Raw genomic sequence first — 21,586 nt, 5'->3', positions numbered from 1 at the left:
GCTCCGGCAACACAAGCTTTCAACAAAAAAGCCCCGGTGCCAGCTGGCACCGGGGCTTTGGATTGACGTTGGCCTTGAAACTCAGACCGCTGCAGTGATGTTGATGCGCTTGCGGTTGCGCAGGCCGCGGCGGATCGATTCGAACTTCACGATGCCATCAGTTAGGGCAAACAGGGTGTCGTCCTTGCCTTTGCCGACATTGACGCCGGGCAGAACGGAGGTGCCGCGCTGGCGGATCAGGATGGAACCGGCGGTGACGGTTTCGCCGCCGTAGGCCTTCACACCAAGGCGTTTGGCGTTCGAGTCGCGGCCGTTACGGGTTGAGCCTGTGCCTTTTTTATGTGCCATGAGAAGAGATGCTGGTGGGGCGGTTGATGGAGCGGAGGGGGGGACGTCAGCTGATGGCCTTGCCGCCCACGGAGATGGACTCAACCATCACCCGGGTGAGTTCCTGCCGGTGACCATTCTTGCGGCGGGTTTTCTTTTTGGGGCGCATCTTGTAAACGATCACCTTGGGTCCGCGGCGATGGGCCATCACCTTCAGGGAGACGGTCGCGTCCTTGACGTAGGGCTGGCCGAGGGTGGTGCCCTTGCCGTCCTTCACCAGGAGAACGTTCTCAAGCTTGATGGTGTCATCCACCTCAGCTTGAAGCCGATCGATGTCGTAGTAGCGGTTGGGCTGCAGCCAGATCTGGGTGCCCGACGCCTCAACGATGGCGTAGGTACCGCTCTGTTCCGTGGCTGGTTTGGTGTCGGCCATAAGGTGAAAAGACGCGTTCAGGCTCGGCGAACCGATTCAGGCCTGAGCCGCAATCGAAAGACAAACAAAGATCTTCGTCTCTGACGCGCCCCATCGTCAAGATTCAGATACCTCGACGCTGCGGATGCCCGGATGGCCAGGCCGGCCCTCACTGTTGCTCTCGTGTTGGCTAGTCCAGCCTTGGTGGAAGCCTGCCGCCCCTGGCTGCCGGCCAACCGTTACGAGTCTGTTGTTCTGACGGTTGATCCTGGGGAGACCCTGGCGGCTGTTCTCGGACCCCGGCAGGACGACTTTGACGCTGTGGTGCTCGAACAGAGCCTGCTCGATGCTGATGCAAAGGAGCAACTGCTGGCATCGGGTCTGCTTTTCCCCGCCGTGATCGTAGGGGAGGTGAAGGGGCAGGTGGATTACCACCCCGAGGAGCTGCATCTGCCCGACGACCAACTGGCCCAGCTGGGATACAACGTTGACGCAGCCATTTCGCGTTTTCTGCGCCAGGGTCGTGCCGATGGACGCACGGACGAAAGCAGCTCCTCCTCCCGTGCCGTCAGCAACCTCTCCGATCGCCTGCAGGAGCGACTCGGCTACCTAGGGGTCTTCTACAAACGGGATCCATCGCGCTTCCTGGGCAGCCTGCCCCCCGAGGAGCGCCGGGATCTGCTGCTGTCGCTTCAACGCACCTATCGGGACCTGCTGGCGAGTTATTTCAGCGATCCGGCCGCGGCCAATCAGGCCTTGGAAAGCTTCGTGAACACCGCTTTCTTCAGTGATCTGCCGATCACCCGCACCGTTGAGATCCACGTGGATCTCATCGATGAATTCTGGAAACAACTGAGTCTGGAGGGCCACAAACATGACTTTCTTCAGGATTACCGCCTTGCGCTTCTTGATGTGATGGCGCATCTGTGTGAGATGTACCGGCGCTCCATTCCGCCGGACCTTCCCCTGTCGGGCACGGCTTCCAGCCGTGTACGTCGCCCGACGGATCAGCTCGATGCCTCGGAGGAGTCGTCATGAGTCCCCGCAAGACCTACATCCTCAAGCTTTACGTGGCGGGCAACACGCCCAATTCAATGAGGGCGTTGAAAACGCTGCGCAACATCCTCGAGACCGAATTCCGGGGGGTGTATGCCCTCAAGGTGATTGATGTGCTCAAAAATCCCCAACTGGCGGAGGAAGACAAGATCCTGGCAACGCCGACGTTGTCCAAGATTCTTCCCCCGCCGGTGCGCCGCATCATCGGTGACCTCTCCGATCGCGAGCGGGTGCTGATCGGTCTGGATCTGCTTTACGACGAGCTGTCGGATACGTCGCTCAGTTCGAGCTTGATCGATGCGGTCGATGAGGAGACCGACACGACGATTTCTTCAGATCCTTAAGCGACATGGTGCGCTCCAGCTCGGTTCATCTCCTGCTCACTACGGTCAAGTCATAGGTGGTTGCCATGCAGTTCCCTCCGACCAGCGGTCAGCCTCAGATGCAGGTTCAAAAGCTCCCGACAGGGATCGAGGGCTTTGATGATGTGTGCCAGGGCGGCCTGCCTATCGGCCGCAGCACGCTGATCAGCGGCACGTCCGGCACCGGCAAGACGGTGTTTTCGCTGCACTTCCTCCACAACGGCATCAAGCAGTTCGACGAACCCGGAATTTTCGTCACCTTCGAGGAATCACCCCTCGACATCCTGCGCAACGCCGCCAGTTTCGGTTGGAACCTGCAGGAGATGGTTGAGCAGGACAAGCTCTTCATCCTCGATGCCTCACCGGATCCGGACGGCCAGGACGTGGCCGGCAGTTTTGATCTCTCCGGTTTGATCGAGCGGATCAACTACGCCATCCGCAAATACAAGGCCAAGCGGGTCGCCATCGACTCGATCACGGCGGTGTTCCAGCAGTACGACGCTGTGTTCGTGGTGCGCCGTGAGATCTTTCGGCTGATTGCAAGGCTCAAGGAAATTGGCGTCACCACGGTGATGACCACCGAACGGATCGACGAGTACGGCCCAATTGCCCGCTACGGCGTTGAGGAATTCGTCTCCGACAACGTGGTGATTCTGCGCAACGTGCTCGAGGGAGAGCGGCGTCGGCGCACCCTTGAGATTCTCAAGCTGCGGGGCACCACCCACATGAAGGGCGAGTTCCCCTTCACCATGGGAACCCACGGCATCAGCATCTTCCCGCTCGGGGCCATGCGCCTCACCCAGCGCTCCTCCAACGTTCGGGTCAGTTCCGGCGTGCCGCGCCTGGACGACATGTGCGGCGGAGGTTTCTTCAAGGACTCAATCATCCTCGCCACCGGCGCCACCGGAACGGGCAAGACGATGCTCGTCTCCAAATTCATCGAAGACGCCTGCCGCAACAAGGAACGCGCGATCCTGTTTGCCTATGAGGAATCGCGGGCTCAGCTGCTGCGCAACGGCACCAGCTGGGGCATCGACTTCGAGCAGATGGAGCAGGACGGGCTGCTCAAGATCATTTGCGCCTATCCCGAATCAACAGGCCTTGAGGATCACCTGCAGATCATCAAGACGGAGATCAGCCAGTTCAAACCGTCGCGGATGGCGATCGATTCCCTCTCCGCCCTGGCGCGCGGTGTGAGCCACAACGCCTTCCGTCAGTTCGTGATCGGGGTGACCGGTTACGCCAAGCAGGAGGAAATCGCCGGCTTCTTCACGAACACCTCCGAGGAGTTCATGGGCAGCCATTCGATCACCGACTCCCACATCTCCACGATCACCGACACGATCCTGCTGCTGCAGTACGTGGAGATCCGCGGGGAGATGGCCCGCGCCTTGAATGTGTTCAAGATGCGCGGTTCATGGCACGACAAGGGCATCCGCGAATTTGTGATCACGGGCAATGGTCCTCAGATCAAGGATTCCTTCTCCAACTTCGAGCGGATTATTTCCGGTGTTCCCCATCGGGTCACCACCGATGAGCGCAGCGAGTTGTCGCGCATCGCCCGCGGCGTCTCCACCGAGGACTGATCTAAAGCTCGACGGCCTCGGCGATGGCGTTGCGGCTGCGCCGTTCCGCCTGCAGTTGCAGCTCATCCTTGTCGGCCTCCGCCAGGGGCAGCTCGAACCAGAAGGTGGTGCCCACCTCGGGCTCGCTCACCATTTGCACTTGAGCACCGTGCTTCTCAAGGATGCCGCGCACAATCGAAAGACCCAGTCCGGTGCCCACTTCCGTGTGAACTGCATTCTCGACCCGGAAGAAGCGATCGAAGATGCGTTCCTGATCGGAACTACTGATGCCACAACCTGTGTCGGCAATCTCCACCCTCAGCTTGGGCAGCGGTGAGGTGAGAGCGCAGGTTGGACCGTCACTGCCGGTGATCGCGGTTCCCTCCACAGAACAGGTGTCGGGCCAGGGATAGGCCCTCAGCGCCAGGGGGCCACCGGGACGGCTGAACTTGAGGGCATTGCCCATCAGGTTGTCGAGCACCTGGAGCAGCAGGTCCCAGTTGCCCAGCACGTCAGGCAGATCTTCGGGAACATCCAGCACCAGTTCCACCTGGCGATCCTCAGCATTCAGCCGATAGGTGCGCAGGGTCTGCTCCATGGCCGGGCGCATGCTGATCGGTTCGAACTGCAGCGTCCGGCCCGACTCCAGCCGGGAGAGGTCCAGCACATCGTTCACCAGCCGGGTGAGTCGATCGGTTTCATCGTTGGCGACCCCGAGAAACTCCTTCTGTTCATCGGGGCTGAGCTGATCGCCGAGGTCGTGCAGGGTTTCGACGTAGCTCTTGATGTTGAACAGCGGCGTGCGCAGTTCATGGGAGACGTTGCTGATGAAGCGGCTCTGGGCTGCATTCAGCTCCACCTCGCGGGTGAGGTCTTGGATGGTGACGGCGATGCCCTTGAGGGTTTCACCGCTGGCATCACGCACCGCTTGCAGAACGATGCGCAGGGTGCGGGCCGGTTCCCCCACGCTGCAGCGCAGGTCTTCACTGTCAGACCCGCCACCGAGCAGAGCATCGAGGGGACTGTGCAGCTCGATGGCCAGCAGTTCCGGTAGTTCCTCCACCAGTTCCTGGCCTTCCAGGCTGCGCCCTTCCCAGCGGAACAGACGCCGCGCTGTGGGATTGGCCAGCACGATGCGGCCGTCGGCATCCAGCAGCATGGCGCCATCGGCCATGGTGGCGATCAACGACTGCTGCTTCACCTGGGCGGCGGTGAGCTCCTCGATGTTGGCCTCGTCATAGGCCTCGAGCTGGGAGGCCATGGCATTGAAGCCCGTGAGCAGTTCCCCCAATTCCCCACCCACCGGCAGGTCAACTCGGGTGCCGAAATTGCCGGAGGCAACGGAGCGCACCCCCCGCAGCAGCTCCTTCACCGGGCGGGTGATCGTGAGGGCGTTGAACACCGCGCCCAGGATCACCAGCACCCAGATCGAGATGAACACCGCCACGGTCACCTCCCGGGTGAGGGCTGCGCTGGCCAGGGCGGTCTCATTCGGGTTCACCCCAAGGCCGAGAACGCCGTAGTACTGACCCCCCCGGATCAGGGGGACGAACACATCGGTGACGGCACCCTGGGGCGTGAGGTGTTGCCGCACCAGGGGGTTCTGGGGGCGTCGACGCAGCTCCTCGGGCAGCTCCAGTCGTCGGTTGAGACGAAGCTCTCCATCGCCACTGCTGGGGGTTCCGCTGATCGGGATCCCCAGGTAAACGACGCCTTCGGGGTCGGCGAAGAAGATGTAGCGGACGCTGCGGCTGGAGCGCCAAAACTTTTCGGCCACGTTGGCCAGCTCACGGTCCTGGCCCTGCGCCACCAGCTCAGTGACATTGCCGGCCAGCAGCAGGCCCAGGTCCCGGGCGTAGCGCGTGTCGTTCATCACGGCATCGCGCTGAATTCCGTTCAGCGCGAAGAAGGTGATGCCCGTCATCATCAGGCTCACCACCAGGGTGGCAATCGCCAGCAGCTTGGTTTGAAGGGTGAATTCCGCCCACCAGGCTGTGATCCGGTCCCAGAGGTTCTGGTCGTCCCCCGGCGGCTTGCCATTGGGGGGAAGCGCCCAATCAGCGATTGCTGCTCCGCTGCCGCTGCTCATCCGCCCGAGCGCACCTGATGGCCGATGTCTCGACGGTAAGTGATTCCGGCGTAATCCAGCTGGTTGAGGCCGTTGTAGGCCCCGGCAAAGGCGGCATCGAAGTCATCCCCTTGGGCGACGACGGCCAGCACCCGGCCCCCTGCGGTGAGCAGTTCGCCGGAGCTGTCGCGGCAGGTGCCGGCATGAAACAGCTGATGGTTGGGGCTGGGGGGGAGGTCGATGCGAATCGCATCGCCTTTGCGGGGAGCTGCCGGGTAGCCCTCAGCGGCCGCCACAACGCAGGCACTGCAGCGTTCGGCGATGCTCAGCTGCGGGGCCAGATCGAGGCGTCCCAGGGCACATGCCTGTAGCACGGCGCCGAGCTCAGGGCCGAGCAGGGGCATCAAGGTCTGGCATTCGGGATCGCCGAAGCGACAGTTGAACTCGATCACCTGGGGCCCATCGGCCGTGATCATCAGACCGGCGTAGATCACACCGCGGTAATCGATGCCCCGTTGGCGCAGGGCCTTCAAGGTGGGCTCGAGCACGATGCGGCGCACCTCCTCGAGGCCCTCAGCATCCAGAAGCGGGGCGGGGGCATAGGCGCCCATGCCGCCGGTGTTGGGTCCGCGATCACCGTCCTTGAGCCGTTTGTGGTCCTGCGCCGGGGGCAACAGCACCATTCGCTCCCCATCGCAGAGGCCGAACACCGACACTTCAGGGCCCTCCATCCGCTCCTCCAGCACCAGCTGGCAGCCGGCGGCACCGAAACGCCCTTCAAAGGCTTCGCGGATGGCGGTTTCCGATTCCTCCACGTTGTCGGCCACCGTGACGCCCTTGCCGGCGGCCAAGCCATCGGCTTTGACCACCAGAGGCCGTTGCACCTCCTGCAACACCGCCAGGGCCTCGGCTTCACTGGTCACCGCCCAGTGGCCAGCGGTGGGGACCCCCGCCTCCTGCATCAGCTGCTTGGCCCAGGCTTTGCTCGCCTCCAGTTGGGCCCCCTCCGCTCCCGGGCCGAACACGGCAAAGCCCGCATCGCGCAGGGCATCGGCAACACCAGCGGCCAGCGGCGCTTCCGGACCCACCACCACCAGGTCGACGCAGTTCTGCTGGCACAGCGCGATCAACCCAGCGCTGTCGGTTTCACCCACCGCCATGGCGCTGCCTTCCGTACCGCCGTTGCCAGGGGTGATCCAGACCGTTTCCAGGCCCGGACAACGGCCCAGGGCCCAGGCCAGGGCCTGTTCCCTGCCGCCGCCACCGACGACGAGGGCACGTTGGAGGGCGGGCAGCGTGGTGGGACGGGTGGACGACATGGCCATGGTTGCGGGAGGAACGGTTTGGGCCTCGTAGGTTTTCCTTTGTAGACCGCAGCCCGCCATGGGGACTCCCCTTTTCCCCTTCGCCCTCACCCTTCTGGCTGCTGTCACGGCAGCCCCGGATCCGCAGGTGATGCGCGAGGAACGCTTTCAGAGCGTTCTCGCTGAGATGGATCTGGCCGCGGCGGAGCAGGCTTGTCTCAACCCCCGCATCGCCAACTCCGACGGCCGTCGCCAGGCCTTGCGTGATCGGCTGCTGGAGCTGCATCCGGTGATCGATTCCTTGGAGCTGGTGCTGGCGAACGCCGAAGCCCTGATGAGCTGCGGTGCCCCCGAAGCTGCAGCCGTGGTGCTCAACCGCTACATCCCCCGCGTTGGCGATGAACGGAGTCAGTGGTTGTTGTTGCGCTGGCGTGCTGCTGCAGCGGCCCTGGATCACCGCCAGGCGGCTTTGGCGCTGCGCCGTTTGGTGGATGGCAATCTGCAAACCCTGGATGCGCCTCTGTTCCCTGGAAAGCCGTTGTCGGATCAGGGCAATGGGCTCGATCAGTTGGCTTTGCATGAAGCGGCTCTGGGCCACAACGCTGTGGCTGTGGAGCTGCAGCTGTTGGGCGATCTTACGGGCGTTCAGGGGGCGAAACGACTGGCGCGGGCGGCGCAATGGCTCGATGCCGATCAGTTCGAGCAGGCCGATCAGCTGCTGGAAACCGCCTTGGACCAAGCCGCGGCAGCGGAGGCCTGGGGACTGGCCATGGACCTGCTGCACCAACAGCTGCACCTGCAGTTGGCGGCTGGGGGCGATGGCGTGCGGCCGCGGCAGCGGATCCAACGGCTGGCCACTGTTCTTGATGACCGTTATGCGCTCCAGAAACTGCAGCCGGAGGCCGAACCCGATCCCCTGCTGCGTTCACCGCGGGATCCCGGAGGCCATGCTGATGTAAGACCATCAGCCGTTGCACCGTCGCCATGACGCCCGATCACGGAGAGCTGCTTTACGAAGGCAAGGCCAAGCGGGTGTTCGCCAGCACGGATCCCGACCGGGTGCTGGTGGAGTTCAAGAACGACGCCACCGCCTTCAATGCCCAGAAGAAAGCCCAGCTGGACGACAAAGGTCGGCTGAACTGCCAGATCTCAGCACGCCTGTTCGAGCTGCTGGAGCGTGAGGGGGTGACGACCCATTACTGCGGTCTGGCTGGGGAGACCTGGATGCTGGTGCGTCGGGTGGAGATCATTCCCCTTGAGGTGGTGCTGCGCAACATCGCCACCGGGTCGCTGTGCCGTCAGACGCCGATCGCGGAGGGCACAGCCATCGAACCCCCCCTGCTGGATCTTTATTACAAGGACGATTCCCTGGGCGATCCGCTGCTCACTGAGGCGCGCGTGCAGCTGCTTGGTGTGGCAGACCCAGCACGACTATCAGCGATTGAACAATTGGCCCGCCGAGTGAATGCCGTGCTCCTGCCGTTCTTTGAGGGGCTTGATCTGCAACTGGTGGATTTCAAGCTGGAGTTAGGGCTGGCTTCGGATGGAACACTCCTGCTCGCCGACGAGATCAGCCCTGACACCTGCCGGATCTGGGATCGCCGCAACAGCAATGCCGAGGACCGGATTTTGGACAAGGACCGTTTCCGTAAGGATCTCGGTGGGGTGATGGAGGCCTACGGGGAGGTCCTTAAACGGGTCCAAGGCAGCTGTCCCAACCCTTGCAACTGCCTGTAAGGTCTGCGCATCCTATGTGGCTTCGGCCCAGCCTGCGTCTCGATGACCTGCCGTTCGTCCCGCCGCTCCTCGGTTGCTGTTCGTGGCACGGTTCTGGGTCTGATGCTGGGAATTCCCCTGGTAGCCCCACCTGTGATGGCGCAGGAGGCCATGCCTGGGAGCCAAGCCGCTGAGGGGCAAGAGGTTGTGGTGGGCGACACCGTTGGTGAAGACACCATGGCGAAACAGCCGCGGGTGCTGATCTCCGAGGTGCTGATCGAGGGCATCGAGGGCCACCCGGAAGAGGAACGACTTCAGATCTCCACCTACGACGCCATGCAGGTGCGTCCGGGGATGCGTGTGACCCGCGAGGAGCTGCAGAACGATCTGAATGGCATTCAGGCCACAGGTTGGTTCTCGGATGTGCGGATCGTTCCTCAGAATGGACCGCTCGGGGTTCAAGTGGTTGTTCAGGTGCAGCCCTTCCCTCCGCTGAGTGCCGTGGAGATCAAAGGTGACGAGGAGAATCTCCTCTCGGATGAGCTGATTGAGGAGACGTTTGCCTCCGATTACGGCCGCACGCTGAACCTCAACGATCTGCAGCAGCGGATGAAGGCCCTGCAGACCTCCGTGGCCGGTCAGGGTTATTCCCTGGCGCGGGTGTCCGGTCCGGAGCGGGTCAGCCCTGAGGGAGTGGTCACGCTGAAACTGCTTCAGGGCAGTGTGTCTGGCGTTGAGGTGCAATTCCTCACCCAAGATGGTGATGACACCGATGAGAATGGCAACTCCATTCGCGGCAAAACCAGGGAATGGGTGATCACCCGAGAGGTTTCGATTCAGCCTGGTGATCCGTTCAACCGCAACCAGCTGGAGCGGGACATCAAACGGTTGTACGGCACCCAGCTGTTCAGTGATGTGAAGGTCACCCTGAGGCCTGTGCCCGAAGAACCCGGCAATGTGGTGATCGTGCTGGGCATCGTTGAGCAGTCCACCGGCCAGCTTTCCGGAGGCCTTGGCTACAGCCAAAGCCAGGGTGTGTTCGGCCAGGTGCAATTACAGGAGACCAACCTCCTCGGAAGAGCTTGGAATCTGTCCACGAACATCACCTATGGCCAGTACGGCGGCCTCGCCAACCTCAGCTTCAGGGATCCCTGGATCTATGGCGACAAGCACCGCACCAGCTTCCGCACGTCGGTGTTCCTGAGCCAGCAGGTGCCACAGGTGTTCCAGAGCGATGACAACGGTTACATCCGCACAGCGAAGGACTACGTCGACAACGGCTCCAACAAGGCTTATGAGACAGGCCGCAAATATGGATTCACCGATGGAAACAAGGCGCCGGACGACGTCAACAAAGCTGATAGCGAGTACCCCAACCGCAGTTGGTATGACTACGAGGGCGACACGGTGGTGCTGCGCAGGACCGGTGGCAGCTTCTCTTTCTCCCGCCCTTTAAACGGAGGCAATCCTTACAAGGACAGCAAGTGGAATGTGCTGGCCGGCATGTCCTTTGCTGAGGTCCGTCCAGTCAACTTCTCAGGAAGTACTCGGCCTTACGGCGTCTCCACCAACAACCGTAAGAATGGAGTGGTTGACGGCGATGACGTGATTTGCGTGGCGTACAACTGCGCCGACAGCAACACCCTTATGGGAGTACGTGTCGCCACCACTTACAACAACTTCAACAACCCTCGGAACCCCACCAGCGGCAACTTCTTTACGGCTGGTACCGAGCAGTTCCTCGGCATCAACAACGACTCCCCCACCTTCAACCGGTTGCGGGCGAGTTACACCCAGTTCTTCCCCGTGGACTGGCTGAAGATCCACAAGGGTTGCCGGCCCAAGGCCGGTGAACAGGCCGATTGCCCGCAGGCCATCGGTGTGCAGATCAAGGGTGGTCTCTTGATGGGTGAAGCGCCCCCGTACGAGGCGTTCTGCATGGGCGGATCCAACTCGATTCGCGGTTGGTACGACTGTGATCTTGCGGTTGCAAAGGCTTTCAGTGAACTCACGCTCGAGTACCGCTTCCCGCTGATCAGCATCTTTTCCGGTGAAGTGTTCATGGACGCCGGCACCGATTTCGGTACCCAGAAAGATGTGCCCGGCAAGCCCGGTTTGCTGTTGGACAAGAGCGGCTCCGGTGTTTCCGTGGGTACCGGCGTGATCGTCACCACCCCAGTGGGTCCGCTGCGTGTGGAAGTGGCCAGTAAGGACTTCAGCTCCGACTGGCGGTTCAACCTGGGCGTGGGCTGGAAGTTCTAGTGACCAGCTGGCCCCAGGACTACTCCGCTGGTTGGACACTGGCGGAGCAAACATCACGCGCTGGCGTTGGCCTCCACAGTGGAGCTGAGGCCACGGTGGAGCTTCGGCCGACGGATCAGCCGGGGTTCCACATGCGTTTGCCGGGGATGGAGCAGCCGATCCAGCTGCGGCCGGATCAGGTGCGCGACAGCCCGTTGTGCACCACCTTGGATCTGGGTTCCAGCAAGGTGGCCACCGTCGAACATCTGCTGGCCGCCCTGGCCGGTTGTGGGCTCAGCCATGTGGAGATTGGCCTGAACGGCCATGAAGTTCCGCTGCTGGATGGCTCAGCCCTGGGTTGGGTGGAGGCGATCGCCAGTGTTGGGTTGGTGCCGGCGGCCACCCCGCGGCCGGCTCCACCGAAGTTGGAGCAACCCCTGCTGCGCACTCGCGGCAACAGTGTGATCACCGCCACTCCGGCCGATTGCTTTGGCGTTGTGGGGATCATTGACTTCCCGCAGGCGGCCATTGGGCGACAGCAATTCGCCCTGGAGCTCACGCCCCAACGCTTCGTCGATGAGATCGCTCCAGCACGCACCTTTGGCTTCCGGGAGCAGGTGGAGCAGCTGCGCGCTGCGGGATTGATCCAGGGCGGAGCTCTGGACAATGCCCTGGTCTGTGACGGTGATCAGTGGATGAATCCACCGCTGCGGTTCGAGGATGAACCAGTGCGCCATAAGCTCTTGGACCTAATCGGCGACCTGGCCCTCGTCGGTTTTCCCCAGGCACAGGTTCTTGTGTACAAGGGATCCCATGGTCTTCACACCGATCTCGCAGCCGCTTTGTGACTGAATCCACCACCCCAAACGTCGTGCTCACCAGCGAGCAGATCGCCGGTTTGCTCCCGCACCGTTACCCCTTCGCGCTGGTGGATCGGGTCATCGCCCATGAGCCCGGGGTTTCGGCCACGGCGATCAAGAACGTGACCATGAACGAGCCCCAGTTCCAGGGGCATTTCCCCGAGCGTCCCCTGATGCCAGGGGTGCTGATTGTGGAGGCGATGGCGCAGGTGGGTGGTCTGATCGTGACCCAGATGCCCGATCTGCCGAAGGGACTGTTCGTTTTCGCCGGGATTGACGGGGTACGCTTCCGGCGCCCTGTGGTTCCTGGAGATCAGCTGGTGATCCGCTGTGAACTGCTCAGCCTCAAGCGCAAACGTTTCGGCAAGGTGAAGGCGGAGGCCACGGTGGACGGCGATCTGGCCTGCTCCGGGGAATTGATGTTCTCCCTGGTGGACTGAGCGGGATGTCGCAGCAAACGGCGTCACAGCAAATCCACCCCACGGCGGTGGTGGACCCGAAGGCCGAGCTGGCCTCCGGCGTGGTCATCGGCCCGGGTGCGGTGGTCGGCCCTGAGGTGGTGATCGGAGAAAACACCTGGATCGGTCCCCATGCCGTGTTGGATGGTCGGCTGACCCTGGGCCGTGACAACAAGGTGTACCCGGGCGCCTGCCTTGGGCTTCCGCCGCAGGATCTCAAGTACCGCGGTGCCAACACCGAGGTGTTGATCGGTGATGGAAACACGCTGCGGGAATGCGTGACGATCAACCGCGCCACCGAAGAGGGCGAGGTGACCCGCATCGGCAACGGCAACCTGCTGATGGCCTACTGCCATCTGGGCCACAACTGCGATCTCGGCAACAACATCGTGATGTCCAATGCCATTCAGGTGGCGGGCCACGTGGTGATCGAAGACCGTGCGGTGGTGGGTGGCTGTCTGGGCATTCACCAGTTCGTTCACATCGGTGGGATGGCGATGGTGGGCGGGATGACCCGCGTTGACCGGGATGTTCCCCCCTATTGCCTGGTGGAAGGCCATCCGGGCCGGGTGCGGGGGTTAAACCGCGTGGGCCTGCGGCGCAGTGGCCTGGCTGCCAACCATGACGGCGCTGAATTCAAGCAGCTTCAGGAGATCTGGACCCTGATGTATCGCTCTGACCTGGTGATTGCCGATGCGCTGCAGCAGGCCCGCAGCCAGCCCTTGCTGCCGGCGGCTGAGCACTTCTGCCGGTTCCTTGAAGCCTCCACGGGTCAGGGCCGACGGGGGCCGATGCCGGTGCAGGGCCGCTGATGGTTCGGCTGCTGATCAGCACCGGGGAGGTCTCCGGTGATCTGCAGGGCAGCCTGTTGATTCGCGCCTTGCGGTTGGAGGCGGAACGGCGGGGGCTTGAGCTGGAGGTGCTGGCCCTGGGTGGCCCGCGCATGGAGGCGGCGGGTGCGGTGTTGATCGCTGACACCGCGCCGATGGGAGCAATCGGCCTTTGGGAGGCCGTTCCGTTGATTCTTCCCACGCTGCGGCTGCAGGCCCGGGTGGATGCGCTGTTGGAGGAACAGCCTCTTGATGGGGTGGTGCTGATCGACTACGTCGGGGCCAACGTGCGCTTGGGCACACGGCTGCGGCGCCAGCAGCCTGAGCTGCCGATCACGTATTACATCGCTCCCCAGGAGTGGGCTTGGCGCTTTGGCGATGGCAGCACCACCCGTCTGCTGGACTTCACCGACAGGATCCTGGCGATCTTCCCGGCAGAGGCCGAGTTCTATGCCGCCCGCGGTGCGGATGTGAGCTGGGTGGGCCATCCCCTGCTGGACAGCTTCCAGAACCTGCCCGATCGCGCCAGTGCCCGCCGCCAACTGGGTTTGGATCCTGAAGCGCCGGTGTTGTTGCTGCTGCCGGCCTCGCGCCCCCAGGAGTTGCGTTATCTGATGCGCCCTTTGGCCCAGGCGGCAGCCCTGTTGCAGCAACGCCACCCTGATCTTCAGGTGCTCCTGCCCGCTGGACTTTCCCAGTTCGAAGCCCCCCTGGCGGCAGCGCTGCAGGAAGCCGGTGTGCGCCACGCCCGGGTGATTCCCGCTGCTGAAGCGGATGAGTTGAAGACCACCTTCTGTTCGGCGGCGGATCTCGCCTTGGGCAAATCCGGCACGGTGAATCTGGAGCTGGCCCTGCAGGGGGTTCCCCAGGTGGTGGGGTACCGCGTGAGCCGACTGACGGCCTGGGTTGCCCGCCATGTGTTGCGCTTCCAGGTGGATCACATCTCGCCAGTGAATCTGTTGCTCAAGCAGCGGTTGGTGCCGGAGCTGCTCCAGGACGAACTCACGGCCGAAGCTCTGGTGGAGAGGGCGCTTCCTCTGCTGACTGACACCCCAGAGCGCCAGGCCATGCTGGAGGGGTACGCACGGCTGCGGACCACCCTGGGTGCTCCTGGGGTCACCGAGCGGGCGGCCAAGGCCATCTTTGATCAGGTGATCGGATGAAGCGAACCCTGCTGCTGCTGTTCATCTGCCTGATGTTGCTCAGCTGGCCCCAGCGCGCCATGGCTGAGTTGCAGACGGCGGTTTTTGCCGGTGGCTGTTTCTGGTGCATGGAGCACGACCTGGAGCATCTGCCCGGGGTGCGTGATGCCGTGAGCGGCTACAGCGGCGGGCAGTTGGAGCGCCCCACCTACCGGCAGGTGAGCAGTGAGACGACGGGGCATCAGGAAGCGGTGCAGGTGCGCTTTGATCCGGATCAGATCAGCTACGCGGAGCTGTTGCGTAGCTACTGGCGCAATGTGGACCCCCTCGATGGCGGCGGCCAGTTCTGCGACCGCGGTGATTCCTACCGGCCGGTGATTTTCACGGCTGATGACGCCCAGGCTCAGGCGGCTGAGGCCAGTGCGGCGGCGGCGGCCCGTGAGCTCGGACAACCCCGGTCTGCTTTGAAGGTGGAGCTCCGTCAAGCGACTCGCTTCTGGCCCGCCGAGGGGTACCACCAGAACTACGCGGAGAACAACGCCGTCAAATACAACTTCTACCGGTTCAGCTGCGGTCGCGACCGCAGGCTCGACAGCGTCTGGGGCGACAACGCTCGCTCCGGTAACGCCTGGGGGAAGTAGGGCTGCCGCAGCCTCATTCCTCGGCAGAGCGTCCGCGGATGCGCGCACGGTCGCTCAGCCTGATGATCACCCGCGTGATCGGCCACGCGAGGGCGACGCCCAACAGGATCGAGAGCAGCGACTCCACAGCACAGCACTTGAGGACACCGGCAGTTGCCGGATGCTCCTCAATATGCCGATCTGATCAAGGAATGCGTCGGGACTGTTGCGATCAGTCGCTTGCTTTGGCGTCCTTGTCCTTCTCTATTGCTGGCTGTGTCGTGGCCTGAGGCTTGGATGCCGCCTTGCAGGCCAGGGAGGCTTCCAGGCGCTGCAGCTGCGCTTCGCGCAGGGCATCGGAAATGCTGAGAGTGCGGTCAGTCATCGATTGGCGTTCTCGACGGCGGCAGGCTCAGGGCCTTGTGCGATCGAAAGGGGGCCTACGGGTCTGAAGTCTGTCGAAACCTAGACGCCCACGGGTCAACGTCCAGGGAGCAAAAGTGCTTACGTCAGTGTCTGGAAACACGTTTGTGCTTCAACGCCAGCGGGATTGACGGCTTGCCAAACCTGCATCGCCATGGCTATCAGTACAGGTGTACTGATTCCTGGGTGGCTTATGTCGGTTGATCACGGTGATCTCGCGGTGAAGGCGGAGGCTCCCTTTCTCCACGTCCGCCCAGGGCACTTTGTGATTGTTGCTGGAGACCAGCTCGATCAAGGGGATTGGTGGATGGGGCAGGTGCTCTTCTGCGAGGGAAGTGCTCGCCACCCCAGGCTTCCGTCTCTGTTTCAGGTGGCTGACGTGGATACGGGCCTCATCAAATGGATCAATGCCGATGCGGTCTCTGATGTGATCTGGTCGATGGGTGGATGGCCCATCAGTGCGCCTGTCTCTTCCGGCTGTTGATCGAGTAGGGGCTTTGATTAAGGGGCGGTGTGTATTCGCACGAACGACACGGGCTTGACGGCTGTCTTATAAGTGGTTTGTAGCGGTTGCTACAAAACGTTCACCCCCTCTTGAGGGGGCGCAGATGCTCCAAGCCATGGAACGGGGACTTGGATTTCTTCGAGGAACATCCAATGACTGCACTTCTCTATCGAGGCCACGCCTACGCAACAGCTCCAGCCACTCCCAAGGCCTGCGTTGAATTGACCTACCGCCGCGAGCACTACAACACCTGCCGCCAGGAACTTATTGGCGAAAGCCGCCGCACCCTCGCCTACCGGGGCGTCACCTACACCAAGTAGCCCGAAGCACCCGTTGGTTCCTGCCCCTGCCCTTGAAAGGGGGCAGGGGGCTTTTGTTGGGCAGTCGGATGGGGGCAAGCCACGGTCCAAGGGAGATCCCGGCATCCTGTGGGCGAGCTAGTCAGCATTCGCCGATGGGATCGGATCTCACCGCCATCGTGATCTCCTCGGTGTTTCTTGGGGTGGGGTTTGTGATTGCCAAGTTCTTCCCAGAAGCCGCGTTGTTGGCGGCGGTGTTCCTGGTGGGGTTGGCGATTCTCAACGTCGCCCTTGTTCTTGTGGCCTGATGCCCAAAAAAAGAGGGGGGTGTTCCCTAAGCACCCCGCTCGACGCGTTGCCCCTTCACCGAAAGAAGCCCCCGCAGGATGGCCTGGGCTCCCGTGGCTGATCGTCGCCATCACGACAAAAAGGCCCTGCTGTGAGGGAGTCAAGAAAAAGGGGCCGGGCTCTGCGGGCGCCCTCGCTGCGTTGACAGGGGCCGCACCATGAACATGTTCACTATGAACTTTTTTCATGGCAAACGTCCGCGAGATGGTCAACACCCATCTGCCCGTCGCGCTCAAGCTGATCAACAGCGCCGCCCTGGTTGCGATCGCGCTTTCAACCCTCTGCGCTGCTGGCTCTCTGCGTGAGATGTCTGGCAGGTCTGCTGCTCCAGCGGCTGTCACTGAAGCCAACTGAGCCCGATGAAATGGAGCGATACCCCGTATCGCTCCAGGGGATTTCTCCGGCCGTTACTTGATCAAATCTGGTCGAATTCCTTAAGAAACCAACATCCAACCTGTTGAAAAGATTAAGCGCGGCAACCTGATTGATTCAGCAAGTTCTCAGTGAACAGACGGGTTTCCGGCCATCGACGAAGCTTTAGCCAATGCTTACGATCACGCTGTGAGAGGAGGGTTGTATGTATCTGCTGACCATTAAGGATGGTCTTGGCACCCGTCATATCGGTCCCTACGCGTCGCCGAAGCACGCATCGGATGATCTTGATCGGGTGTTGGAAACCTGCTCCGAGCGAGCACGGTGGCAGATTCATGCATTGGAAACCCCAGAGCGCTCTCTCGAATTGCAGGCGGTTGCCTCCTGACGTGGTGTTTCGTCCTGATTGGCTGTTTTGATCTGACCCTGCGCCCTGATCAGTTCTGACGTCGCCCTGGAAAGCCTCGGGTCAGTCCGCTGTCGACCATCAGGCCGATGCCAGCGTTGATGCAGATCAGGCTGAGGGTTCCGTACCAGAACCAGGGGCCTGCGTCCTTGCCCAGCATCTGAACCACCTTGCGGCTCACCGCCTCGCCGAATAGGCAGAGGCCCACCGGGAGCAGCAGCACCCCCAGCTGGGCCTTGATGTACCAGCGCACCGGGGAGCGGCTCATGACTGGGCCAGCACCCAGTTCACCAGGGTGCGCACGCCGTAGCCGGTGGCACCAGCGGGATTGACCCCTTTGCCCTTGTCACTCCACACCGGGCCGGCGATGTCGATGTGGGCCCAGGCGGTGTCTTTGGCCACGAACTCCTTGAGGAACAGGGCCGCTGTGATCGAACCACCGGGCCGCGGGCCGGTGTTCTTCATGTCGGCCAGCAACGACTTCAATCCATCCCGGTAGGACTGCTGCAGTGGCATGCGCCAGAGCCCTTCGCCGCCCGTCTGAGCAGCGGCGTCGAGGGCTTCCGCCAGATCGTCATTGTTGGACCAGAGACCGGCCATCTCATCCCCCAGAGCGATGACGCAGGCTCCGGTGAGGGTGGCCAGATCCACCACGGCATCTGGCTTCTGCTCACAGGCGTAGAGCAGCGCATCGGCGAGGGTGAGCCGGCCTTCGGCGTCGGTGTTGTTGATCTCAATCGTCATGCCGTTGGCGGCGGTGACGATGTCACCGGGGTGGACGGCGGAGCCGTTCACCATGTTTTCGCAGGAGGCCACCACCATGTGCACCTCAACGCCGGCCGGCTTGAGTTCGGCAATGCTGCGCATGGCACCGATCACAGCGGCACTGCCGCCCATGTCGAACTTCATCATGTCGATCTGGGCCGCCCCTACCTTGAGGTTGTACCCGCCGGAATCGAAGGTGAGGCCTTTGCCCACCAGGGCAATGCGGCGTTTCACCTCGCCCTCGGGGCGATAGATCAGGTGGATGAACTTGGGGGGTAGATCGGAGCCCTGGCTCACCGCCAGGAAGGCCCCCATGCCCTTGGCTTCGCAGTCGCTGCGCTCGAGCACCTTGAGTTCAAGGCCATGGTCCTTGGCGATGCCGGCGGCCGTGTCGGCGAGGGCCGCCGGGGTGACCACGTTCGGAGGGGCCGCCACCAGCTCCCGGGCCAGTTCCACACCGGCGCAGGTGGCATTGACGGCCGCAAAGCCGCTTTCGGCGGCGGGGCTGAGGTCGATCAGCTCTAGGGCCTCGGGGATCCGGCGCGGGTCCGGCTCCTTGCGGAAGCGCTGGTCTTTGTAAAGGCAGAGCCGCACCGCTTCAGCACAGATGCGGGCGGCTTCTGTGGCATCGGTTCCCGCCCAGGGCAGGTGCAGGCCGAGGCTGCCCTCACAACCGATGGCGGCCTTGGCGGCCCGGGCGGCGGCGCCGCGCAGGCGCTCGGCATCGATTCCATCGCTCTCGCCCAGGCCCAGCACCACCAGGCGCTGCGGGCCCCCACCCAGGGGCGTGATCACCAGTTGGTCCCCGGGCTTGCCTTTGAACTCCTGCTGCTTGAGGGCCTCGGTGATGCCGGCAAAGCGTTGTTCCAGGACCGTTGCCGTGGCATCGACATCGCCCTGGGGCAGCCCCACCGCAAGCACATCGCCGTTCCACTCCTGCAAACCGGCGGAGGACAGGGAGAAGCGCATGGGTGGACGCGTCAACAAAGGATGAGCGTAGCGATCCTGTGCGACGCCCTCGGCCCTCAGAGCTCTGCGGTGAAGGGGGTGGCCCAGCGCTGGCGGGTTTCCTTGTTGAAAGGCGGCCACCAGCGTTGGATCAGCTGCTGCTCCAGGGCCCGCCGGGCGCGGGTGGCCTTGGGCACATCACAACTGAAGCGGATGCTCAGCTGGGCGCTCAGCTCACAGCGCTGCAGGGCTTCGCCGTAGGCGGCGAGGTAGGCCTTGCAGTCGTGATCGCCTTTCCAGCGGCGCTCGGCGGCCAGGGTTTCGCCCACATACAGCAGAAGCGGCTGCTCCAGCTGGGCTGGCCTGTCCATCACCAGATAAATCGCTGCTCCGCGGTGGGACGGTTCCGGCCAGCGCCAGAAACTCATCGCCAGGGGGGTCAGGGCCAGTGGATCGATGGCCGCAGCGGCGTCATCGGGGCTGCCACCGAACAGATCCCCCTGGGCCGTGCTGGCGCTTTCGCCGCGGAACAGCGGTGCCTGATGGGCATGCAGCCGCTGTTGCCAGGCGAGCAGCTGCTCCCGTTGCAGGGGCAGGTCGGGCCCGTTGTTGAAGGCCAGCGCACCGGTGGAGAACAGATCCCCCTGCATCAGGGCAGCGGCAGGCTGGGCCCGGCGCGGCGGCTGCCGAAACTCACCCGGCCGATCAGGGCTTCCACGCTGCTGGCGGGCAGGCAGAGCCGCTCCTGCAGATCGGCCAGATCCTTGAAACCGGCGCGGCGGCGTTCGCGCATCAGGTTGGCCAGCCGTTGTTCCGGCCAGCCCAGCAGCGCCAGCTGATCGGCGCTGGCGTTGTTGAGATCGAGGGGAGCGGCCTGGGGCTGCGGTGGGGCATCGCCGTGCCACTGGAAGAGGAGATGGGGGGTCCAGAGCCTGGCCAGATCGCTCGGCAGTTCGAGCAGCCGGAACAGATCATCGGAACTGGCGAATTGCACCCCACCCCGCTGCAGCCGCACCAGCAGATCGGCTGTGTCCTGGCTGCAGCCGGGCAGTTGCAGCCACTGATCGCGGCTGGCCCGGTTCACATCCATCACCCAAGCCGACGGCTCGGGCAAGGTTGGTAAAGGTTGCGCTGGGGCCGGCCGGGGTGGTGCTGGCAGCTGTCCGGTGGCCTGCAGCACCCGCCTGGCCAGGGGATCCAACCAGTGGCTGCGGGGCATGCTGCTCAGCAGAGATGGGCTGACCTTAACGAGGGTGCAGGGGCTGCGTCAGCGCAACTGGCGCATCTGGTTGTTCTGGCACCGAGCGGGTTCCTTCAAGTCGAGGGGGTCCAGCGGGGAATCGGCAGCGGTGGATCCACCAGGTTGCGCTTAAAGGCGATCAGCACCGCCTGGGTGCGGCTTTTGGCATCGAGTTTGCGCAGCAGCCCGGTGACGCAGTGCTTGGTGGTTTCGATCGAGAGGTGCAGCTGATCGGCAATCTCCTGATTGCTGAGGCCCTTGCAGAGCCCGCGCAGCACGTCTTCCTCCCGCAGGCTCAGCACGTCGCTGAGGGGATGGGCGGCGCCTTTGGGGCCACGGTCGTGGTTGGCCACGCCGGCAATCACCGGATCCATGTGGCTGCCATCGCTCTCCATGGCGCGCAGCACGCTGAGCAGGCCGCCGTTGCCGATGCGCTCATAGCTACAGAGCCCTTCGCATTGCGCCTTGGCAGCGGCGTGAATCGTGCTGAGCAACGGGCGCTGAATCAACATCAGGCAGCGCAGGGAGGGCTGCTGGACCTTGGCGGCCGCCACCAGGCAGGGGCCGGTGCCGCGCTCGAGCTGGTCGCTGCAGATCAGCAGATCAGCGGCTGTGTTGCGAAGGCAGGCGAGGACTTCTGTTTCGGTGCTGGCGGCCCCCACCAGGGAGCCGATGCCATCAAGGCTGTGCACAAGGCCGCTGATTAAGACGCGATCGGCGGAGGCCACCACGATGCGGCGGCCCTCCAACAGGTGCCGATGGCGCTGGGGAAGCTCACGCATCGCGCCGAGCTGAGCGGTGAAGTTCACATCCTGGAGGCGGCCCGAAACTCACCATGAATTCGGATGCCACCAAAGGGTGGTGCGGGTCAGCAAGACCGTACAAAACCTTTCTGTGAACGGCCATCAAAGGTGCGGCGATCACCCCCGTTGCCCCTGGCGAATCCTTGGCAGACTTTGCCGAAGCATTGAGCAACGCCGACGATGGCCTTCTTCGATTCCGACATCGTTCAGGACGAAGCCAAGCGCCTGTTCGGCGATTACCAGCAGCTGATGCAGCTGGGCAGTGAGTACGGCAAGTTCGACCGGGAGGGCAAGAAGAAGTTCATTGAGACGATGGAAGAGCTGATGGGCCGCTACCGCGTGTTCATGAAGCGCTTTGAACTCTCGGAGGATTTCCAGGCCAAGCTCACGGTTGAGCAGCTGCGCACCCAGCTCAGCCAGTTCGGCATCACCCCCGAGCAGATGTTTGATCAGATGAACTCCACCCTTGAGCGGATGAAGGCGCAGATCGAGCAGCCGCCTTCTAGCTGAGCCAAG

At 63.0% G+C, this 21,586-nt stretch carries 27 protein-coding genes; 17 read left to right on the top strand and 10 right to left on the bottom strand.

Features of this window, described 5'->3' with window-relative positions:
- Positions 1-81: 81 nt before the first annotated feature.
- Both rpmA and rplU read right to left on the bottom strand, forming a co-directional pair.
- Entirely contained in the window at positions 82-348 is a 267-nt protein-coding gene (rpmA, locus tag NCN05_RS06245; protein ID WP_114989469.1) for a 50S ribosomal protein L27, read from the bottom strand.
- Between the two features lie 46 nt (positions 349-394).
- Entirely contained in the window at positions 395-760 is a 366-nt protein-coding gene (rplU, locus tag NCN05_RS06240) for a 50S ribosomal protein L21 (RefSeq protein WP_250397428.1), read from the bottom strand.
- 132 nt (positions 761-892) lie between these two features.
- On the opposite strand from rplU, the gene NCN05_RS06235 reads away from it, so the two are divergent.
- The 3 genes from NCN05_RS06235 (at position 893) to kaiC (ending at position 3,743) form a co-directional block, all read left to right on the top strand.
- Positions 893-1,777 carry a circadian clock protein KaiA gene (locus NCN05_RS06235; RefSeq protein WP_250397427.1) on the top strand — a complete coding sequence of 295 codons (885 nt, stop codon included), beginning with the start codon at positions 893-895 and terminating at the stop codon, positions 1,775-1,777.
- Entirely contained in the window at positions 1,774-2,139 is a 366-nt protein-coding gene (gene kaiB / locus NCN05_RS06230) for a circadian clock protein KaiB (protein WP_114989467.1), read from the top strand. Before NCN05_RS06235 ends, kaiB begins: the two co-directional genes overlap by 4 nt.
- Positions 2,140-2,204: 65 nt before the next feature.
- Positions 2,205-3,743, top strand: a complete 1,539-nt coding sequence (gene kaiC / locus NCN05_RS06225; protein WP_011365071.1) for a circadian clock protein KaiC — start codon at positions 2,205-2,207, stop codon at positions 3,741-3,743.
- 1 nt (position 3,744) lies between these two features.
- Here kaiC and NCN05_RS06220 read toward each other — a convergent pair whose 3' ends face one another.
- Complete coding sequence (locus tag NCN05_RS06220) at positions 3,745-5,811, bottom strand: ATP-binding protein (protein ID WP_250397426.1); 2,067 nt, start codon at positions 5,809-5,811, stop codon at positions 3,745-3,747.
- Positions 5,808-7,115 carry a phosphoribosylamine--glycine ligase gene (gene purD, locus NCN05_RS06215; RefSeq protein ID WP_250397425.1) on the bottom strand — a complete coding sequence of 436 codons (1,308 nt, stop codon included), beginning with the start codon at positions 7,113-7,115 and terminating at the stop codon, positions 5,808-5,810. The genes NCN05_RS06220 and purD overlap by 4 nt, the downstream gene beginning before the upstream one ends.
- Before the next feature lie 58 nt (positions 7,116-7,173).
- Here purD and NCN05_RS06210 point away from each other — a divergent pair, with 58 nt between their 5' ends.
- The 8 genes from NCN05_RS06210 to msrA are packed head-to-tail and all read left to right on the top strand — an operon-like array spanning position 7,174 to position 14,982.
- A complete protein-coding gene (locus NCN05_RS06210; protein WP_250397424.1) occupies positions 7,174-8,082 on the top strand; it encodes a hypothetical protein in 909 nt (302 codons plus the stop codon).
- On the top strand, positions 8,079-8,831 hold the full coding sequence (purC, locus tag NCN05_RS06205; protein WP_250397423.1) for a phosphoribosylaminoimidazolesuccinocarboxamide synthase: 753 nt from the start codon (positions 8,079-8,081) through the stop codon (positions 8,829-8,831). Before NCN05_RS06210 ends, purC begins: the two co-directional genes overlap by 4 nt.
- Positions 8,832-8,873: 42 nt before the next feature.
- Complete coding sequence (locus tag NCN05_RS06200) at positions 8,874-11,072, top strand: BamA/OMP85 family outer membrane protein (protein ID WP_250397422.1); 2,199 nt, start codon at positions 8,874-8,876, stop codon at positions 11,070-11,072.
- Positions 11,072-11,899: a UDP-3-O-acyl-N-acetylglucosamine deacetylase gene (lpxC, locus tag NCN05_RS06195; RefSeq protein WP_250397421.1), complete on the top strand. Its 828-nt coding sequence runs from the start codon at positions 11,072-11,074 to the stop codon at positions 11,897-11,899. Before NCN05_RS06200 ends, lpxC begins: the two co-directional genes overlap by 1 nt.
- The gene (gene fabZ / locus NCN05_RS06190) at positions 11,896-12,351 is read left to right on the top strand and encodes a 3-hydroxyacyl-ACP dehydratase FabZ (protein WP_114989460.1); all 456 of its coding nucleotides are present in this window, start codon (positions 11,896-11,898) and stop codon (positions 12,349-12,351) included. The genes lpxC and fabZ overlap by 4 nt, the downstream gene beginning before the upstream one ends.
- A gap of 5 nt (positions 12,352-12,356) precedes the next feature.
- Positions 12,357-13,181 carry an acyl-ACP--UDP-N-acetylglucosamine O-acyltransferase gene (lpxA, locus tag NCN05_RS06185; RefSeq protein WP_250397420.1) on the top strand — a complete coding sequence of 275 codons (825 nt, stop codon included), beginning with the start codon at positions 12,357-12,359 and terminating at the stop codon, positions 13,179-13,181.
- Complete coding sequence (lpxB, locus tag NCN05_RS06180; RefSeq protein ID WP_250397419.1) at positions 13,181-14,362, top strand: lipid-A-disaccharide synthase; 1,182 nt, start codon at positions 13,181-13,183, stop codon at positions 14,360-14,362. The genes lpxA and lpxB overlap by 1 nt, the downstream gene beginning before the upstream one ends.
- Positions 14,359-14,982: a peptide-methionine (S)-S-oxide reductase MsrA gene (gene msrA, locus NCN05_RS06175; RefSeq protein WP_250397418.1), complete on the top strand. Its 624-nt coding sequence runs from the start codon at positions 14,359-14,361 to the stop codon at positions 14,980-14,982. Before lpxB ends, msrA begins: the two co-directional genes overlap by 4 nt.
- A 211-nt stretch (positions 14,983-15,193) precedes the next feature.
- Here msrA and NCN05_RS06170 read toward each other — a convergent pair whose 3' ends face one another.
- Complete coding sequence (locus tag NCN05_RS06170; protein ID WP_250397417.1) at positions 15,194-15,346, bottom strand: hypothetical protein; 153 nt, start codon at positions 15,344-15,346, stop codon at positions 15,194-15,196.
- Between the two features lie 231 nt (positions 15,347-15,577).
- Here NCN05_RS06170 and NCN05_RS06165 point away from each other — a divergent pair, with 231 nt between their 5' ends.
- The 5 genes from NCN05_RS06165 to NCN05_RS06145 all read left to right on the top strand — a co-directional run bounded on the left by NCN05_RS06165 (position 15,578) and on the right by NCN05_RS06145 (position 17,296).
- Positions 15,578-15,868 (top strand): DUF3104 domain-containing protein, encoded by a 291-nt coding sequence (locus NCN05_RS06165; RefSeq protein ID WP_250397416.1) that lies wholly within the window; start codon positions 15,578-15,580, stop codon positions 15,866-15,868.
- A gap of 173 nt (positions 15,869-16,041) precedes the next feature.
- On the top strand, positions 16,042-16,209 hold the full coding sequence (locus NCN05_RS06160) for a DUF4278 domain-containing protein (protein WP_250397415.1): 168 nt from the start codon (positions 16,042-16,044) through the stop codon (positions 16,207-16,209).
- Positions 16,210-16,343: 134 nt separating this feature from the next.
- Positions 16,344-16,496, top strand: coding sequence for a hypothetical protein (locus tag NCN05_RS06155; protein WP_170950490.1), 153 nt, complete (start codon positions 16,344-16,346; stop codon positions 16,494-16,496).
- A gap of 226 nt (positions 16,497-16,722) precedes the next feature.
- Positions 16,723-16,890, top strand: a complete 168-nt coding sequence (locus NCN05_RS06150; protein WP_170950489.1) for a hypothetical protein — start codon at positions 16,723-16,725, stop codon at positions 16,888-16,890.
- Positions 16,891-17,113: 223 nt separating this feature from the next.
- On the top strand, positions 17,114-17,296 hold the full coding sequence (locus NCN05_RS06145) for a hypothetical protein (protein WP_250397414.1): 183 nt from the start codon (positions 17,114-17,116) through the stop codon (positions 17,294-17,296).
- Positions 17,297-17,345: 49 nt separating this feature from the next.
- Here NCN05_RS06145 and NCN05_RS06140 read toward each other — a convergent pair whose 3' ends face one another.
- The 5 genes from NCN05_RS06140 to NCN05_RS06120 all read right to left on the bottom strand — a co-directional run bounded on the left by NCN05_RS06140 (position 17,346) and on the right by NCN05_RS06120 (position 21,049).
- Entirely contained in the window at positions 17,346-17,582 is a 237-nt protein-coding gene (locus NCN05_RS06140; RefSeq protein WP_250397413.1) for a hypothetical protein, read from the bottom strand.
- Positions 17,579-19,048, bottom strand: coding sequence for a leucyl aminopeptidase (locus NCN05_RS06135; RefSeq protein ID WP_250397479.1), 1,470 nt, complete (start codon positions 19,046-19,048; stop codon positions 17,579-17,581). Before NCN05_RS06135 ends, NCN05_RS06140 begins: the two co-directional genes overlap by 4 nt.
- 56 nt (positions 19,049-19,104) lie before the next feature.
- A complete protein-coding gene (locus tag NCN05_RS06130) occupies positions 19,105-19,677 on the bottom strand; it encodes a GIY-YIG nuclease family protein (RefSeq protein ID WP_250397412.1) in 573 nt (190 codons plus the stop codon).
- A complete protein-coding gene (locus tag NCN05_RS06125; RefSeq protein ID WP_250397411.1) occupies positions 19,677-20,246 on the bottom strand; it encodes a ComEA family DNA-binding protein in 570 nt (189 codons plus the stop codon). Before NCN05_RS06125 ends, NCN05_RS06130 begins: the two co-directional genes overlap by 1 nt.
- Positions 20,247-20,341: 95 nt before the next feature.
- On the bottom strand, positions 20,342-21,049 hold the full coding sequence (locus tag NCN05_RS06120) for a helix-turn-helix transcriptional regulator (protein ID WP_250397410.1): 708 nt from the start codon (positions 21,047-21,049) through the stop codon (positions 20,342-20,344).
- 201 nt (positions 21,050-21,250) lie between these two features.
- Here NCN05_RS06120 and NCN05_RS06115 point away from each other — a divergent pair, with 201 nt between their 5' ends.
- A complete protein-coding gene (locus NCN05_RS06115; protein WP_115010055.1) occupies positions 21,251-21,580 on the top strand; it encodes a DUF1825 family protein in 330 nt (109 codons plus the stop codon).
- Positions 21,581-21,586: the final 6 nt, after the last annotated feature.

Origin of the sequence: Synechococcus sp. MU1651 (assembly GCF_023630635.1) — a bacterium.
GTDB lineage: Bacteria > Cyanobacteriota > Cyanobacteriia > PCC-6307 > Cyanobiaceae > Parasynechococcus.
This window is presented reverse-complemented; position numbering and strand designations above follow the sequence as displayed.